The sequence below is a fragment of the Pseudonocardia sp. D17 genome, assembly GCF_036984265.1.
GTDB lineage: Bacteria > Actinomycetota > Actinomycetes > Mycobacteriales > Pseudonocardiaceae > Pseudonocardia > Pseudonocardia benzenivorans.
Genome location: NZ_BPRG01000088.1, coordinates 62,035 through 78,532, shown reverse-complemented (window position 1 = coordinate 78,532; position 16,498 = coordinate 62,035). Strand labels below are relative to the sequence as shown.

Sequence of the window (16,498 nt, the reverse complement as noted above, 5' to 3'; positions counted from 1 at the left end):
TCGGTGAGCGAGGAGAACCTGCGCGACGTGGGCGGCGAGGTGCTCGAGGAGGACCTCGACGTCGAGGGCACGCTGCGGCCGCGCCGGCTGTCGGAGTTCATCGGCCAGCCCCGCGTGCGCGAGCAGCTCGAGCTGGTGCTCGAGGGCGCCCGCCGGCGGGGCACGCCGCCGGACCACATCCTGCTGTCCGGCCCGCCGGGGCTGGGGAAGACGAGCCTGTCGATGATCGTGGCCGCCGAGCTCGGCGCCGCGATCCGGCTGACGTCGGGGCCCGCGCTCGAACGCGCGGGCGACCTCGCGGCGATGCTGTCGAACCTCATGCCCGGCGACGTCCTGTTCATCGACGAGATCCACCGCATCGCCCGGCCGGCCGAGGAGATGCTCTACCTCGCGATGGAGGACTTCCGCGTCGACGTCGTCGTCGGGAAGGGGCCCGGCGCCACGTCCATCCCGCTCGACATCGCGCCGTTCACGCTGGTCGGGGCCACGACGCGAGCCGGTGCGCTCACCGGGCCGCTGCGCGACCGGTTCGGGTTCACCGGGCACATGGAGTTCTACGAGCCGGCCGAGCTGGAGCTGGTGCTGCGCCGTGCCGCGGCCATCCTCGAGGTCGACCTGCGCCCCGACGGGGCAGCGGAGATCGCGCGCCGGTCCCGGGGCACGCCCCGCATCGCCAACCGGCTGCTGCGCCGGGTGCGCGACTTCGCGGAGGTCCGCGCGGACGGCGCCGTCACCCTCGACGTGGCCCGCGAGGCGCTGGCCGTCTACGACGTCGACGAGCTCGGTCTGGACCGGCTCGACCGCGCGGTGCTGTCCGCGCTGGTCAAGTCGTTCGGCGGCGGTCCGGTGGGTGTATCGACGCTGGCCGTGGCAGTGGGCGAGGAACCCGGTACCGTCGAGGAGGTCTGCGAGCCGTACCTGGTGCGCGCAGGCATGCTGGCCCGCACTCCGAGGGGCCGGGTCGCGACCGCCGCGGCATGGGGCCATCTGGGTGTGACCCCTCCTCCGGACGTCACCGGTCAGACGTCCCAGCCGTTGTTCTGAACGGAGGCGGTCGAGGGTCGGGCGTCGCGCGATCCGCGGGGCTGGCAGACTCGGGCCGACCTGCGAAGATACGGAGATCTCAGAAGATCATGGAAACGCTGCTCTTCCCCCTGCTCATCCTGGTGCTGTTCATCCCCATCTTCCTGTCCGGGCGCAAGCAGCGCCGGAACATGCAGGAGATGCAGAGGCTGCAGACCTCGCTGGAGCCGGGCGACGTGGTCACCACGACCTCCGGTCTCCGCGGCACCGTCGTCGACGCCTCCTACGAGGACACCATCGACCTGGAGATCGCCGACGGCGTGGTCACGACGTGGCTGCGCGCCGCCGTCCGCGACAAGGTCGACACCACCACGGTCCCGGACGACGCCTCGTCGCTGACCGGTGACCCGGCCGTCGGGGACGACATCCCGTCCGCGACCTCGGAGCCGTCGACCCCGCCGTCGCTGGAGAAGAAGGACCCGGCCGCGGGCCGGACCGACTCCGGCGCCCCTGCCGGCAGCGGCACCGCCGGCAGCAACGGCAGCACCAACGGCAGCACCAACGGCGCTGCGGGCGCCACCGACGACGACGCCCAGACGGGCGGCACGCCGGGCTCCCGCAACTGACGAACCCCAGGGCGGCCACCGGGGTCGCCCACCCGGGCCCCGACGGTCGGGGTCCCGGGATACCTCTGGAGACCTGCACGTGGCAACGACCCCGGGGCGTATCCGCCCCTGGCGGTACCTGGCGATCTTCGCCGGCATCGTCGTAGTGCTGTACGCCCTGGTGTTCTTCACCGGGGACGGCAAGCCCACCCCCAAGCTCGGCATCGACCTGCAGGGCGGCACACAGGTCACGCTGAGCGCGCGGACCGCCGACGGCGGCCAGCCACCGCGCGACCAGCTCGTGCAGGCGCAGCAGATCATCCAGCAGCGGGTCGACGGGCTCGGCGTGAGCGGCGCGCAGGTGGTGCTCGACGGCACCAACCTCGTGATCACCGTCCCGGGCGACGCGGGTGAGCAGGCCAAGTCCCTCGGGCAGACCGCGCAGCTCCGGATCCGCGGCGTCGTGTGCGACACGAGCCAGCCGTCGCAGGGCGGCAACACCCCGTGCGACATCTACGCCGCGGCGCAGCAGCAGGCGCAGCAGGGCGGGCAGCCGGGTGCGGGCGGCCAGCCGGGCTCGGCCACGCCGGGCACCCCGCCCGCCGGGGGAACCGGGACGGGCGGTGCCCCGGCGACCGGTGGCACCGGGACGCAGCCGCAGGGCATGGGCACGTCGGCCGGGCGCATCGCACCGGCCGCGTACTCGGTCCCGGCGCAGACCCCGACCCCGACGCCCCCGCCGACCGGTGAGCAGACCCCGCCGACCGGGGCGCAGACCCCGCCGCCCGCGGGCGACGCGACGGCGTCCTCGCCGAGCGACCCGACGCTGGCCGCGGAGGTCACGCAGGCGCGCCAGGTCCGGCAGAGCAGCGACCCCACCACCCAGCTGCAGGGTCTCGCGACGCTGAACTGCGCCGACGACCCGCTGCGCGGCTACGACCTGCCCGACCAGCCGCTCGTCACGTGCGGCCAGGACGGGGTCACCAAGTACGTGCTGGGCCCGACGATCGTCGAGGGCACCCAGATCGACAACGCGCAGGCCGGCCAGAACCAGCAGGGTCTCGACTACGTCGTCAACCTGTCGTTCAAGAGCGCGGGCTCGACGGCGTGGGGCAACTACACCGCCCAGCACATCGGTCAGCAGGCGGCCTTCGTGCTCGACGGTCAGGTCGTGTCGGCGCCGACGATCCAGAGCGCGCTCTACGGCGTCACGCAGGTCTCCGGGAACTTCAACCAGCAGAGCGCGCAACAGCTGGCCGGCGTGCTGCGCTACGGCTCGCTGCCGCTGTCGTTCGAGTCGTCGCAGGCGCAGACGGTGTCGGCGACGCTGGGGCTCGCCTCGCTGGAGGCCGGGCTCATCGCCGGCGCGATCGGGCTGGCGCTGGTGTTCGTCTACTGCCTGTTCTACTACCGCGTGCTCGGCGTCCTGACGATCCTGTCGCTGGCCCTGTCCGGGGTCGTCGTCTACGCCGTCCTGGTGCTGCTCGGGCGTTGGGTCGGGCTCACGCTCGACCTCGCCGGCGTCGCGGGCTTCATCGTCGCGATCGGGATCACGGCCGACTCGTTCGTCATCTTCTTCGAACGGCTCAAGGACGAGATGCGGGAGGGCCGTTCGTTCCGGGCGGCGGTCCCGCGCGGCTGGGTCCGGGCCCGGCGCACGATCCTGTCGGCCGACGCGGTCAGCTTCCTCGCGTCCGCGGTGCTCTACATCCTGGCCGTCGGCCAGGTGAAGGGCTTCGCGTTCACCCTCGGCATGTCGACGGTGCTCGACCTGATCGTCGTGTTCCTGGTGACGCACCCGCTGGTGGCGCTGGCGTCGAACTCCCGCGTGTTCTCCAGCCCGAAGCTCTCCGGGCTGGGGAGCGTCGCGGCGATCGGCGCGCAACGGCGACGGGCGGCCGCGACGGCCGGGAAGGGGGCCTGACATGGCGGCCACCACGACGCGGCCCGGCAAGTTCTCCGGGCTCTACACCGGCACCGGCGCGTTCGACATCGTCGGCAAGCGCAAGATCTGGTACGCGTTCTTCGGCGCGCTCGTGCTCGTGTGCCTGGTCTCGATCATCTTCCGGGGCTTCAACCTCGGGATCGACTTCACCGGCGGCACCCAGATCCAGTTCCCCGCGGCCGGCGCCCAGGGCCAGATCACGACGACCCAGGTCAGCCAGGTCTACGAGAAGAGCGTCGGCATCCCGGCGGCGTCGGTGCAGTCGGCGGGGACCGGTGCGTCGGAGACGATCCAGCTCCGGTCCGAGCCGCTGGACGTGGGCCAGACCGCCGCGCTCAAGCAGGCGCTCTTCCAGGAGCTCCAGCCGCTGGGGCCCGACGGTCAGCCCTCCCAGCAGGTGATCAGCGACAGCGACGTGAGCGGCACCTGGGGTGGCCAGATCACCCGGCAGGCGATCATCGCGCTCGCCGTGTTCCTCGTGCTCGTGACGATCTTCCTCGCGTTCTACTTCGAACGGTCGATGGCGATCGCGGCGCTCGTCGCGCTGCTGCACGACGTCGTCGTCACGGCGGGCATCTACTCGATCGTCGGTTTCGAGGTGAGCCCGGCGACCGTCATCGGCCTGCTCACGATCCTCGGCTTCTCGCTCTACGACACGGTCGTCGTGTTCGACAAGGTCCGGGAGAACACCCGCGGTCTGCTCGGGCTGACCCGGCGGACCTACGGCGAGGCGGCCAACCTCGCGCTGAACCAGACGCTGATGCGCTCGATCAACACCTCGCTGATCGCGGTGCTGCCGGTGCTGGGGCTGCTCGTCGTCGGCGTCGGGCTGCTCGGCGTCGGCACCCTCGCCGACCTGGCACTCGTCCAGCTCGTCGGCATCGTCGCCGGCGCGCTGTCGTCGCTGGCCCTGGCCACGCCGCTGCTCGTCGACCTCAAGATGCGCGATCCGCGGTTCCGCAAGCAGGCCGAGCGCGTCGCCGCACGGCGGGCGCGGGCGGCGGCCGCGCAGCGCGGCGCCGGGACGTTCGACGACGACGAGCCCGACCTCGTCGACGACGAGACGCTCGGCCGCGAGCTGCGCCGTGAGCGGGCGGTGGCCGCGGCGGCGTCGACCCCCGACCGGAACCCGCGCCGGCAACCGCAGCGTTCGGGCGCGCGGCCGACGGGCAAGTCGGCACGCCCGAGCGGGAAGCGTCGCCGGTGACCGCGCTCGACGCCGTCGCCGGCCTGGACCCCGAGACCGCGGAGCGGATGGCGCCGGTCGCGGCGCTGGTCCGCGACGTGCCCGACTTCCCGGAGCCGGGTGTGCTGTTCCGCGACATCACGCCCGTCCTCGCCGACGCCGAGGCCTTCACCGTCGTGGCGACCGAGCTGGCCGCGCTGGTCGGCGAGGCCGACATCGTGGCGGGCGTCGAGGCGCGCGGGTTCCTCATCGGCTCGGCGGTCGCCGTCGTCGCGGGCGTCGGTGTCGTACCGGTCCGCAAGGCGGGCAAGCTGCCCCGCGTCGCGGCCAGCCGGCGCTACGCCCTGGAGTACGGCGAGGCCACCCTCGAGCTCCCCGAGGGCGTCGTCACGTCCGGGAACCGGGTGTTCGTCGTCGACGACGTGCTGGCCACCGGCGGGACCGCCGGCGCGGCCTGCGCGCTGCTGCGCGACGTGGGTGCGGAGGTCACCGGCTTCGGCGCGCTCGTGGAGCTGCGCGCGCTCGGCGGCCGCGACCGGCTCGTCGGCGACGTCGCGGTGCACTCGCTGCTCACGTACTAGCGGCAGGGTTATCCTTCCGGAGGTGGAGCGCGCATGACGGATCTGCAGCCGGCGGCGCCGCCCGTGCCCGGTCCGGAGGGCCCCGGCACGGCGGCCGCCAGGGCGGCGACGAACTCGGCGGCGAACACTGCGCCGACGGGCCCCGCGCCGTCGAGCACCGGGCGGTCGAGCCCCGCGCCGTCGAACCCCGCGCCGTCGAACCCCGCGCCGACAGGCACCGCGGTGACGAAGCCGTCGGCGACGCGTCGCGTGCGGGCGCGGATCGCCCGGCGGATGACCCCGCAGCGGGTCGCGATCGTCAAGCCGGTGCTCGAGCCGTTGGCCACCGTGCACCGCACGCTGCACCCCAACGCCGACCTGGGGCTGCTGCAGCGCGCGTACGACGTCGCCGAGGCCAAGCACGCCCACCAGAAGCGCAAGTCGGGCGACCCGTACATCACCCACCCGCTCGCCGTCGCGACGATCCTGGCCGAGCTCGGTATGGACACGACGACGCTGGTCGCGGCCCTGCTGCACGACACCGTCGAGGACACCGACTACTCGCTGGAGCGGCTGCGCACCGACTTCGGCGACGAGGTCGCGCACCTGGTCGACGGCGTGACGAAGCTCGACAAGGTCGAGTTCGGCACCGCGGCCGAGGCCGAGACGATCCGCAAGATGGTCGTCGCCATGGCCCGCGACCCGCGGGTGCTCGTCATCAAGCTGTCCGACCGGCTGCACAACATGCGCACGATGCGCTTCCTGCCGCCGGAGAAGCAGGCCAAGAAGGCCCGCGAGACCCTCGAGGTGATGGCCCCGCTGGCGCACCGCCTCGGCATGGCCACGGTCAAGTGGGAGCTCGAGGACCTGTCGTTCGCGATCCTGCACCCCAAGAAGTACGAGGAGATCGTGCGCCTCGTCGCCACCAGGGCGCCGTCGCGCGACACCTACCTCAAGCAGGTCATCGACGAGGTGATGCAGCAGCTCGAGGGCGCACGCATCACGGCGACGGTCGAGGGCCGGCCCAAGCACTACTACTCGATCTACCGCAAGATGATCGTCAAGGGCCGCGACTTCGACGACATCCACGACCTCGTCGGGGTCCGGGTCCTCGTCGACGAGGTCCGCGACTGCTACGCGGCGATGGGCATGGTGCACGCGCTGTGGCAGCCGATGCCCGGCCGGTTCAAGGACTACATCGCCCAGCCGCGCTTCGGTGTCTACCAGTCGCTGCACACCACCGTGATCGGCCCGGACGGGAAGCCGCTCGAGGTGCAGATCCGGACCCGCGAGATGCACCGCACCGCGGAGTTCGGGATCGCGGCGCACTGGCGCTACAAGGAGAGCAGGGGGTCCCACGCGGCCACGGCCGGCACCGTCGAGATCGACGAGATGTCGTGGATGCGCCAGCTGCTCGACTGGCAGCGGGAGGCCGCCGACCCCGGCGATTTCCTGGAGTCGCTTCGGTTCGACCTCGCCTCGCAGGAGATCTTCGTCTTCACCCCGAAGGGCGACGTCGTCACGCTGCCGACGGGCTCGACGCCGGTCGACCTGGCCTACGCCGTGCACACCGAGGTCGGCAACCGCTGCATCGGCTCCCGGGTCAACGGCCGGCTGGTCGCGCTGGAGCGGACGCTGGAGTCCGGCGACGTCGTCGAGATCTTCACGTCCAAGGCCGAGGGGGCGGGCCCGAGCCGCGACTGGCTGCAGTTCGTCGCGTCGCCGCGGGCCAAGACAAAGATCAAGCACTGGTTCGCGAAGGAACGCCGCGAGGAGGCCATCGAGGCGGGCAAGGACGCCATCACCCGGGAGGCGCGCCGCACCGGCATGCCGTTGCAGCGGCTCGCCTCGCCGGACTCGATGGCCGCGCTCGCCCGCGAGCTGCACTACCCGGACCTGTCGGGGCTCTACGCCGCGGTCGGGGAGGGCCACGCGAGCGCCCGCCACGTCGTCCAACGGCTGGTGGCGCTGCTCGGCGGCATGGAGGACGCGGAGGAGGAGCTCGCCGAGCGGGCCACCCCGTCGACCGTCCGGCAGCGCAGGCCCACCGGCGACGCGGGGGTCACCGTCGTCAACCCCGACGGCACCTCGGCGGGCGACATGTACACCAAGCTGGCGCGCTGCTGCACCCCGGTGCCGGGCGACGACATCCTCGGGTTCGTCACCCGCGGCGGCGGCATCAGCGTGCACCGCACCGACTGCACCAACGCCCACGACCTGCAGAGCCGCCAGGAACGCCTGGTCGACGTCGCGTGGTCCGTGTCGCCGGGGTCGGTGTTCCTCGTCGCCATCCAGGTCGAGGCGCTCGACCGGCACCGGCTGCTCTCCGACGTCACCAAGGTGCTCGCCGACGAGCGGGTGAACATCCTCTCGGCGTCGGTGACGACCTCGCGCGACCGCGTCGCGGTGTCGCGGTTCAGCTTCGAGATGGGCGACCCGAAGCACCTCGGCCACCTGCTGCGCACGGTGCGCAACGTCGAGGGCGTCTACGACGTGTACCGGGTGACGTCGGCCGGCTGAGCGGCTCGGCCCGCGACGACACCGGGCCCGGTCCGCGGAGGGCGGACCGGGCCCGGTGGCCCGTCGACGATCGGGAGCCGCCGATCGGGAGCCGACGGTCAGGGTGTGACGGTCAGGAGGTGAGCGTCGCGGTCTGGATGCGGACCTCGGTCTTCGGCTTGCCGTCGCCGGTCCCGTTGGAGTCGTCCTCGCCGCCCGCGGCGATCTTGTCCAGGGTCGCGAGGCCGGCCGCGTCGACGGTGCCGAAGACCGTGTAGTCCGGCGGCAGCGTCGAATCGCCGTAGACGAGGAAGAACTGGCTGCCGCCCGAGTTCGGGGCCGACGTCTTCGCCATCGCGACCGTGCCGCGCGGGTAGATGACCGATCCGCTCCCGCCCGGCGCGGGCGCCAGCTTCGTCGGCGGCTCGTCGGGGATGGTGTAGCCGGGGCCGCCGGTGCCGGTGCCGGTCGGGTCGCCGCACTGCAGGACCTTCAGCCCCTCACCGGTGGTGAGCCGGTGGCAGATCGTGTCGTCGAAGTACTTCTGGTTCACCAGGCTCACGAAGCTGTTGACGGTGCAGCGCGCCTCGGCGCGGTCCAGGGTCAGCCCGATGGGCCCGGCCGACGTGGTCAGCGCGACGCCGACGGTGCCGGTGTCGGGGACGTCGTCGGTCGACGGGGGGTTGTTGGGCTTGGCCGCACCGGTCTCGGTGGGGTAGCTGCAGGCCGTCGTGGGTGCCGCCGCCTGGTTGCCCGAGCCGCCGCCGGAGCCGATCGTGGTCAGCAGCACCACGCCGACGACCACGACGACGACGACCGCGGCGGTGGTGATCGTCGCGACCCGCTTGCGTCGGCGTGCCTGTTCGGCCCGCCGCTGCTGCTGGCTGGCGAGCTTGCGCTTGGCCGCCTCGCGTCGCATCTGGTTGGTCGCCACCGCGGTGCATCCTCCTGTCCTCGGCAACCGGCGCCCAGCGGGCGCTGCCGGCGGCGGCGAGCCTATCCACCGTGCCTGAGAGGAACCTGGGTGGGCGCGTCTAGGCTGCTCGTGTGCTCGTCGCAGGCTTTCCCGCCGGGTCGTTCCAGACCAACTGCTACGTCCTCGCCCGTGAGGCGGGGGAGGCGTGCATCGTCGTCGACCCCGGACAGGACGCGGTCGAACCGCTCGAGGAACTGCTCGCCGAACACCGGTTGACGCCGGTCGCGGTGCTGCTCACCCACGGGCACTTCGACCACACGTTCAGCGTCGCGCCGGTGTGCGACGGCAACGACATCCCCGCCTGGATCCACCCCGACGACCGGGAGCTGCTCGCCGACCCGCTGAAGGGCATCTCGGCGGAGTCCGCCGCGTTCTTCGGCGGCCGGCTGGAGCTGCGCGAGCCGCGCTCGGTGGAGCTGCTCGCCGACGGGTCCGACCTGCAGCTCGCCGGGCTGACCCTGCGCGTCGACCACACCCCGGGCCACACGCCGGGCTCGGTCGTCTTCACCACGCCGTCCGACGACGGGACCGAGGTCATCCTCGCGGGCGACACCCTCTTCGCCGGGTCGGTCGGCCGCACCGACCTGCCGGGCGGCTCGCACCGCCAGCTGCTGGCCAGCGTGCGCGACAAGCTGCTCGTGCGCGACGACTCCGGGTTCGTGCTGCCCGGCCACGGCCCGGCGACCACCATCGGCCGGGAGCGGGCGAGCAACCCGTTCCTGCAGGATCTGGGCGAGCAGCCGCCCGCACGGAGGGGACTGTGAGCGCGACGGACACGGGCTCGGGGACGTCGACCGGGACCACGCCGGGAACGGGCCGCGCCCAACCCTTCGCCGCGCCGAAGGGCATCCCGGAGTACCTGCCCGCCGACGGCTTCGTCCGGGTCCGCGACGCGCTGGTCGCCGCCGCGGACCGGGCCGGCTACGGCCACATCGAGCTGCCGGTCTTCGAGGACACCGGCCTCTACGCCCGCGGCGTGGGGGAGTCGACCGACGTCGTCAGCAAGGAGATGTACTCCTTCGCCGACCGGGGCGAGCGGTCGGTGACGCTGCGGCCCGAGGGGACCGCGGGCGTCGTGCGGGCCGTGATCGAGCACGGCCTCGACCGCGGCGGGCTGCCGGTCAAGCTGCGCTACGCCGGGCCGTTCTTCCGCTACGAGCGCCCGCAGGCCGGACGCTACCGGCAGCTGCAGCAGGTCGGCGTCGAGGCGATCGGCGTCGACGACCCGGCGCTGGACGCCGAGGTGATCGCCGTCGCCGACGAGGGCTTCCGCTCGCTCGGGCTCACCGGCTACCGCCTGGAGCTGACGTCGCTGGGCGACGCCGACTGCCGCCCGGCGTACCGGGAGCGCCTGCAGGAGTTCCTCGCCGGGTTGCCGCTCGACGAGGCGACCCGGCACCGCGCGGCGATCAACCCGCTGCGCGTGCTCGACGACAAGCGTCCCGAGGTGCGGGCGCTGCTCGCGGACGCGCCGCTGCTCGTCGACCACCTCTCCGAGGCCTCGGCCGCGCACCACGCGGCGGTCAAGCGCCACCTCGACGACCTCGGCGTGGCCTACGTCGAGAACCCCCGGATGGTCCGCGGGCTGGACTACTACACGAAGACGACGTTCGAGTTCGTCCACGACGGCCTCGGCGCGCAGTCCGGCATCGGCGGCGGCGGCCGCTACGACGGGCTGATGGAGGTGCTGGGCGGGCAGCCGCTCTCGGGCGTCGGGTTCGGGATCGGCGTCGACCGCACCCTGCTGGCGTGCCGGGCCGAGGGCATCGCGATCGACGACGCGCCCCGCGTCGACGTCTTCTGCGTGCCGCTGGGCGACGCCGCGCGCGACCGGCTCGTCGTCGTCGCGGCGAAGCTGCGGGCCGCCGGCGTGCGGGTCGACCTCGCCTACGGCGGCCGCGGCCTCAAGGGGTCGATGAAGGCGGCCGACCGGTCCGGCGCCCGGTTCGCGCTGGTCCTCGGCGAGCGCGACATCGAGGCCGGCACCATCGGGGTCAAGGACCTCGGCTCCGGCGACCAGGACGCCGTCGCACTCGACGCGGTGGTGGAGACGGTCGCCGGCCGCGTCCACGGCTGACTGCGCGTGGCCGTCACCGACCGGGAGCGCTGGGACGCGCGGCACGCCGTCGCCGGTGTCGGGCAGCCGGCGCCGCCCGATGCACTGCGCGGCCGCGGGGACCTGCTGCCCGCGGGCGGTCGGGCGCTCGACGTCGCCTGCGGCCGGGGGAGCGTCGCGGTGTGGCTGGCCGCGCGCGGGTTCGTCGTCGACGCGGTCGACGTCTCGCCGGTCGCGCTGGCCGCCGGCGCCGCGCTGGCCGCCGCGCAGGACGTCGAGGTCGCGTGGCACGTGGCCGACCTCGACGCCGGTCTCCCGGCCGCGTGTACCGGGCCCTACGACCTCGTCGTCTGCCAGCGGTTCCGCGACCCCCGCCTGTACCCGGCGTTCGCGCGCCTGCTCGCCGAGGGCGGGCTGCTCGTGCTCACCGTGCTGTCCGAGGTCGACGACGAGCCCGGGCCGTTCCGGGCCGGGCCCGGTGAGCTGGCCGCCGCGTTCCCCGGGCTCGACGTGCTCACCCACGAGGAGGGCGACGGCGCGGCCACGCTGCTCGCGCGGCGCCGCGAGGTCACACCGGGCGCGGTTCCCGGCTCGCCACCAGCGCCGCCAGCCCCGTCGTGATCGGCACCGAGGCCACCAGCCCGATGCTCCCGACGAGGGTCCGCACGATCTCCGTCGCGACGTCGCCGATCGTGAGGACGTGCCCCAACCCGTTGCCGGACAACGAGAACACCAGCATCAACGGCAGCGACGCGCCCGCGTAGGCCAGCACGAGGGTGTTGACGGCCGACGACACGTGGTCGCGGCCGATGCGCATCGCCGCGGCGAACAGGGCACCCGCACCGAGGTCGGGGTTGGCGGCGCGCAGCTCCCAGACCGCGCTGGTCTGGGTGACCGTCACGTCGTCGAGGACGCCCAGCGCCCCGATCACGAAGCCCGCGAGCAGCAGGCCGCGGGCGTCCACCGGCGCCCCGAGGGTGGCGATGAGGTTGGCGGTCTGGTCGTCGAGACCCGTCAGCTTCGCGGCGGCCGCGAAGACCGCGCCGAGCGCCCCGATGACCCCCAGCGAGACCAGCGTCCCCAGTACCGCCGTCGACGTGCGGGCCGAGAGCCCGTGGGTCAGGTAGAGCACCACGAACATGACCAGGCACGCACCGACGATCGCCACCGCCAGCGGGTCGTGGCCCGCGATGACGGACGGCAGCACGAACACCAGCAGCACGACGAACGTCAGGCCCAGCGCGACGAGCGCCGCGAGCCCGCGCCACCGGCCCAGCACCAGCACCGCCGCCGCGAAGAGCACCGCGAGCCAGACCAGCGGCGGACCGCGCTGGAAGTCGACGACCTGGTACGAGCCCGGATCGAGCGGGTCCGCGCCGGACCACTGCAGCACGACCCCGTCGCCGACCGCGAACCGCGGCGTGGACGGTTCGACGGGCAGGATCTGCACGAGATCCCGGCCGGGCAGCGGCCCGTCGGTCATGTGCACGGTGAGGCCGAGGCAGGCGCCCGTGCCGTCCCCGGGTGTGCAGTCGGCCCGCTGGGTCGCGACGACCTGGGCGTCGACGGGCGTGCCCGGCTGCTGCGTCGTGGCCGGCGGCCCCTGGCGCGGCCAGAGCAGGACGACGCCCACGACCGTCGCGAGCGCGCAGGGCACGAGCAGTGCGGCGATGAACATCCGGACCCGGCGGGCCGACGGCCCGGCCGGCGCGTTCGAGTGCGAGTGGCCGTGACCGTGGCTCGGCCTGGGGGTGTCCCGTGCCCGGCCGGGACGACCGTCGTCGTCGCGGGCGCGGTCGGTGTCTCCGTGCGCGGTGTCGGCGTGGGCGGTGTCTGCGTGCGCGGTGTCTCCGTGGGCGGTGGTGTCTGCGTGCGCGGTGTCTCCGTGGGCGGTGTCGCCGTTCCCGGGGTCGCGGCGGGTGGGTCCGGAGCCGGGCCGGGCGGTGGTCCGGCGGGCCGCTCGGGTGTGCGGCCGGTCGTCGCCCGCCGGGACACCGGCGGGGACCGCGGCGAACTCGACCGTCGGGGCGTCGGAGCCGTGGGCCGTGTCGCCGGCCGTGTCACGGGCGCGGGTGTGCTGTGGCCGTGTCGTGGCACGGCCCGCGGCCCCGGACCGATCGGGATCGCGGCGATCGGGATCGGCCTGCGACACCGGTGCATTCTTCCAACGCGGTGCCGGGCCTCCGGACCGGGTCGGCAATCGGCTCCGGGCAGTGCCCGGCGCCGAGTGCGGCCGAGCGGGCGGGCTGAGGGGGCGGGGTCAGCGGCCGGGCCGCGTCCGGAGGTCGCCGAGGACGCGCTCGACGACGCGCAGCGGGCCGCCGTCGGAGGGATACACGGCGCCGGGCTCGTCGGGGGTGAGGGGCTCGAGCGTCGTGAGCTGGCTGCCGAGCAGTGAGGCGGGCATGAAGTGGCCCCGCCGGGTCCGCAGCCGCCGGTCGAGGTCCTCGGGCCCGGCCGTGAGCTGGACGAACCACACCGACGGGTGGCCCGCGCGCAGCAGGTCGCGGTAGCTGCGGCGCAGGGCCGAGCAGGTGACCACGGCGTTCCGACCGTCCGCCTCGCACGTCCCGACCCACGCGGCGATCCGGCGCAGCCAGGGCAGCCGGTCCGCGTCGTCGAGGGGCGTCCCGGCGGTCATCTTGCGACGGTTGGCCGCCGGATGCAGGTCGTCGCCCTCGGCGAAGTCCCAGCCGGTCCGCTCGACGAGCAGGCGGGCGACGGTCGACTTGCCCGTGCCGGACACCCCCGAGACGACGACGGTCGTCGTCCGGACCTGCGGCGCCCCGTCCGGGGCCGACGGTGTCCCGTTCACCGGTCCAGGATGCGCGGTCGGCGCACGGCGGCCAACGGGTGGGGACAACGGCTTGCAGGGGTGTCGAACATGTGTTCGAATCCCGGGGTGCGGTGGAGCGGGCAGCAGGTGCGGGACGACGGGGTGGGTGGCGACGCGGCGTTGCCGGGCCTCCGGGGGCTGCTGCGCAGTGTCCGGACGCCGGAGTTCGCGGGCACCGTCTTCCACGAGGTCGAGGCGAAGTCGGTGCTCAACCGGGTGCCGGCGCCCTCGCGCATGCCGTTCGCCTGGACGGTCAATCCGTACCGCGGCTGCTCGCACGCGTGCGTCTACTGCCTCGACGGGTCGACGCGCGTGCTGCTGGCCGACGGTCGATGGCGGCCCATCGCCGACGTGACGGTCGGCGATGCGGTGGTCGGCACCGAGGTGGGCCCCGACGGTGTCCGCCGCTACGTCCGCACCCGGGTACTGGCGCACTGGTCGACGGTGCGCCCGGCCCGCCGTGTCCTGCTCAGCGACGGCACGGACCTCGTCACCAGCGGGGAGCACCGCTTCCTCACCAGTGAGGGATGGCGCCACGTGTCGCCGGGGTGGTGCCGCAGTGGCCGGCGTCCGCACCTGCGGCCGGGGTCGCGCCTGCTCGGGCCCGGTGCGCCGACGCCCTCGCCGGCGTCCGAGCCCGCGTACCGGGTGGGCTACCTCTGTGGGATCACCCGGGCCGACGCGGTGCATCCCGCCGCGTCGGGTGAGGCGTTCCCGTCCGGCCGGATCCCGCTGGAGGCACTGGCGCGGGTCCACCGGATGCTCGCCGACGCCGACGGGGCCGCCGCCGGTCCGGCCGCACGCGATGTGGTCGCCCACCTCGACGCGGACGTGCTCGGCCGCATGGCCGAGGTCGGTGTCGCGGTCGGCGCCGGGGCCGGGGCCGGTGCCGCTGCGGGCGCCGGAGCCGGTGGCGCCGAGCCCGGTGCCGCCGGAGGCCCGGCACGGGCGACGGTTCCGGTGACGACGGTCCCGGCGTCAGCGGCTGCGGGGAGCTCCCCGGCGGCGCTCGCCCGCGGCGGTGGCTGGGCCCGTGCCGTGGCGATGCCAGGGGTGTGGACGTCGGCCTCGGGGCCGACCCGCACCACCCGCCCCGAGGCGCGTCGGCCCCGGCCGGGTGGGCGTGCATCGCGGCGGGCCGGGGCAGCCTCGCTGCCGGCAGCCGCGACAGCGTCGTCGGGCTCGGCAGGGCCCGTCAGCTCGACGGGCTCGACGGGCTCGACAGGCTCAGCCGGGCGGGCAGTGCCGGTCGGCTCGGTGCAACTGTCCGGATCCCTCGCAGTGGCGGACGCTCCCGGAGCAACGAACGCTTCCGTGGCCGCGGCGACCCCCGTCGCGACGGCCGCCCGGCGGGTGCCGCTGCCCGCGGGGGGCGGGGTGCGGGTCGGGTCGGCCGCGGCCGTGGGTCCGGCCGGGTGGCCACTGCGGCCCGGTCGGGAGTGGAAGGCCGGCTTCGTCGCGGGCGTGCTCGATGCGCTCGGGTCCCGCTCCGGCGCGGCGCTGGAGGTGCGGGCCGTCGGCCCCGCCGGTGGCGACCTGCTCGACCGGTTCGTCGCCGCGGGCCGGGAGCTCGGGTTGCGGTTCGTCCGGCATGCTCCGGACCCGGGCGCCGGGGAGGCGCTGCACACGGCGGTCCTGCCGGCGGATGCGCGCACCCTCACCCGGCTCGCCGGCTGTGTCGACCCGTCGGCCACCGGGATCCGCGAGCCCGGCGGGTCGGTCGTCGCGGCGGCCGGGCCCGAGGTCGTGGCCGTGGAACCGCTCCCGGAGTCGCGGCCGATGTTCGACATCACGACGGGGACCGGTGACTTCGTCGCCGAAGGCGTGATCAGCCACAACTGCTTCGCGCGCAACACCCACACCTATCTCGACCTCGATGCGGGCGCCGACTTCGACAGCCAGATCATCGTCAAGGTCAACGCTGCACGAGTGCTCGAACGCGAGGTGAATCGGCCGCGGTGGCGCCGTGAGCCCGTGGCGATGGGCACCAACACCGACCCGTACCAGCGGGCCGAGGGGCGTTACCGGTTGATGCCGGGCATCGTGCGGGCGCTCGCCGGATCGGGAACGCCCTTCTCCGTGCTCACCAAGGGGACCGTCCTCGGCCGCGACCTGCCGATGATCGCGTCCGCAGCCCAGGACGTCCCGGTCGGGCTCGGGGTGTCGATCGCGCTGCTCGACCGGTCGCTGCAGGCCCGTCTCGAACCGGGAGCGCCGAGTCCGCGGGCCCGGCTCGACCTGGTGCGGCGGATCACGGACGCCGGTCTGCCCTGCGGGGTGATGGTCGCGCCCGTGCTGCCGCTGCTCACCGACTCGGCGGAGGCGCTCGACGCGCTGCTCGGACGGATCGCGGCGGCGGGCGCGACGGGCGCGAGCGTGATGGCGCTGCACCTGCGCCCCGGGACCAGGGAATGGTTCCTCGCGTGGCTGCAGCGCGAGCATCCCGGACTCGTCGACGCGTACGGGCGGCTGTACCGCCGCGGGGCATACGTCGACGGCGCCTACCGCACCGCGCTGGCCGAACGCGTCGCACCGCTGCTGCGCCGGCACGGGCTCGACGGCTCGGTGACGGCGATGCGCTTCCGCGGCCGTGCCGCCGAGGTCGACCTGGGCGCCGCGGGTCGCGCCGACCCGGGGACACGGCCGACGTCCGACCGGGACCCGGAGGTGGCGGCGGCGGCACGCCCGTCTGCCGGCAGGGTCGACCGCAGCGGTGCGGCGGGCGACCAGCTCAGCCTGTTGTGAGCCGCCGCTCGCGGCCCGCTGGGCCCCGGCACACCGGGTCGTCGCGGGGCACCGACACATCGGGACG

The 16,498-nt window shown here is 74.3% G+C and carries 13 protein-coding genes; 10 read left to right on the top strand and 3 right to left on the bottom strand.

Going from position 1 to position 16,498, the window contains the following annotated elements:
• Positions 1-3 precede the first annotated feature (3 nt).
• The 6 genes from ruvB (at position 4) to PSD17_RS16065 (ending at position 7,839) form a co-directional block, all read left to right on the top strand.
• On the top strand, positions 4-1,044 hold the full coding sequence (ruvB, locus tag PSD17_RS16090; RefSeq protein ID WP_013675674.1) for a Holliday junction branch migration DNA helicase RuvB: 1,041 nt from the start codon (positions 4-6) through the stop codon (positions 1,042-1,044).
• An 89-nt stretch (positions 1,045-1,133) separates the two neighbouring features.
• Positions 1,134-1,649, top strand: coding sequence for a preprotein translocase subunit YajC (gene yajC / locus PSD17_RS16085; RefSeq protein ID WP_013675673.1), 516 nt, complete (start codon positions 1,134-1,136; stop codon positions 1,647-1,649).
• A 79-nt stretch (positions 1,650-1,728) separates the two neighbouring features.
• A complete protein-coding gene (secD, locus tag PSD17_RS16080) occupies positions 1,729-3,552 on the top strand; it encodes a protein translocase subunit SecD (RefSeq protein WP_013675672.1) in 1,824 nt (607 codons plus the stop codon).
• Between the two features lies 1 nt (position 3,553).
• The gene (gene secF, locus PSD17_RS16075; RefSeq protein ID WP_013675671.1) at positions 3,554-4,780 is read left to right on the top strand and encodes a protein translocase subunit SecF; all 1,227 of its coding nucleotides are present in this window, start codon (positions 3,554-3,556) and stop codon (positions 4,778-4,780) included.
• Positions 4,781-4,827: 47 nt separating this feature from the next.
• Entirely contained in the window at positions 4,828-5,340 is a 513-nt protein-coding gene (locus tag PSD17_RS16070) for an adenine phosphoribosyltransferase (protein WP_339123306.1), read from the top strand.
• A 33-nt stretch (positions 5,341-5,373) separates the two neighbouring features.
• Positions 5,374-7,839, top strand: coding sequence for a RelA/SpoT family protein (locus PSD17_RS16065; RefSeq protein WP_013675669.1), 2,466 nt, complete (start codon positions 5,374-5,376; stop codon positions 7,837-7,839).
• A gap of 112 nt (positions 7,840-7,951) precedes the next feature.
• Here the strand turns inward: PSD17_RS16065 and PSD17_RS16060 are convergent, their stop codons facing one another.
• On the bottom strand, positions 7,952-8,752 hold the full coding sequence (locus PSD17_RS16060; protein WP_013675668.1) for a peptidylprolyl isomerase: 801 nt from the start codon (positions 8,750-8,752) through the stop codon (positions 7,952-7,954).
• Positions 8,753-8,865: 113 nt separating this feature from the next.
• Between PSD17_RS16060 and PSD17_RS16055 the strand changes: the two genes are divergently transcribed.
• From PSD17_RS16055 to PSD17_RS16045, 3 genes are all read left to right on the top strand, one after another.
• Positions 8,866-9,558, top strand: a complete 693-nt coding sequence (locus PSD17_RS16055; RefSeq protein WP_013675667.1) for an MBL fold metallo-hydrolase — start codon at positions 8,866-8,868, stop codon at positions 9,556-9,558.
• A gap of 83 nt (positions 9,559-9,641) precedes the next feature.
• Complete coding sequence (gene hisS, locus PSD17_RS16050; RefSeq protein ID WP_339123305.1) at positions 9,642-10,871, top strand: histidine--tRNA ligase; 1,230 nt, start codon at positions 9,642-9,644, stop codon at positions 10,869-10,871.
• 6 nt (positions 10,872-10,877) lie between these two features.
• On the top strand, positions 10,878-11,471 hold the full coding sequence (locus PSD17_RS16045) for a class I SAM-dependent methyltransferase (protein ID WP_339123265.1): 594 nt from the start codon (positions 10,878-10,880) through the stop codon (positions 11,469-11,471).
• Here PSD17_RS16045 and PSD17_RS16040 read toward each other — a convergent pair.
• Both PSD17_RS16040 and PSD17_RS16035 read right to left on the bottom strand, forming a co-directional pair.
• On the bottom strand, positions 11,419-13,002 hold the full coding sequence (locus tag PSD17_RS16040; protein ID WP_339123263.1) for a YibE/F family protein: 1,584 nt from the start codon (positions 13,000-13,002) through the stop codon (positions 11,419-11,421). The genes PSD17_RS16045 and PSD17_RS16040 overlap by 53 nt on opposite strands.
• A gap of 108 nt (positions 13,003-13,110) precedes the next feature.
• Entirely contained in the window at positions 13,111-13,665 is a 555-nt protein-coding gene (locus PSD17_RS16035; protein ID WP_339123261.1) for a gluconokinase, read from the bottom strand.
• A 69-nt stretch (positions 13,666-13,734) separates the two neighbouring features.
• Between PSD17_RS16035 and PSD17_RS16030 the strand changes: the two genes are divergently transcribed.
• On the top strand, positions 13,735-16,431 hold the full coding sequence (locus PSD17_RS16030) for an intein-containing Rv2578c family radical SAM protein (protein WP_339123259.1): 2,697 nt from the start codon (positions 13,735-13,737) through the stop codon (positions 16,429-16,431).
• The last annotated feature ends 67 nt before the right edge of the window (positions 16,432-16,498 follow it).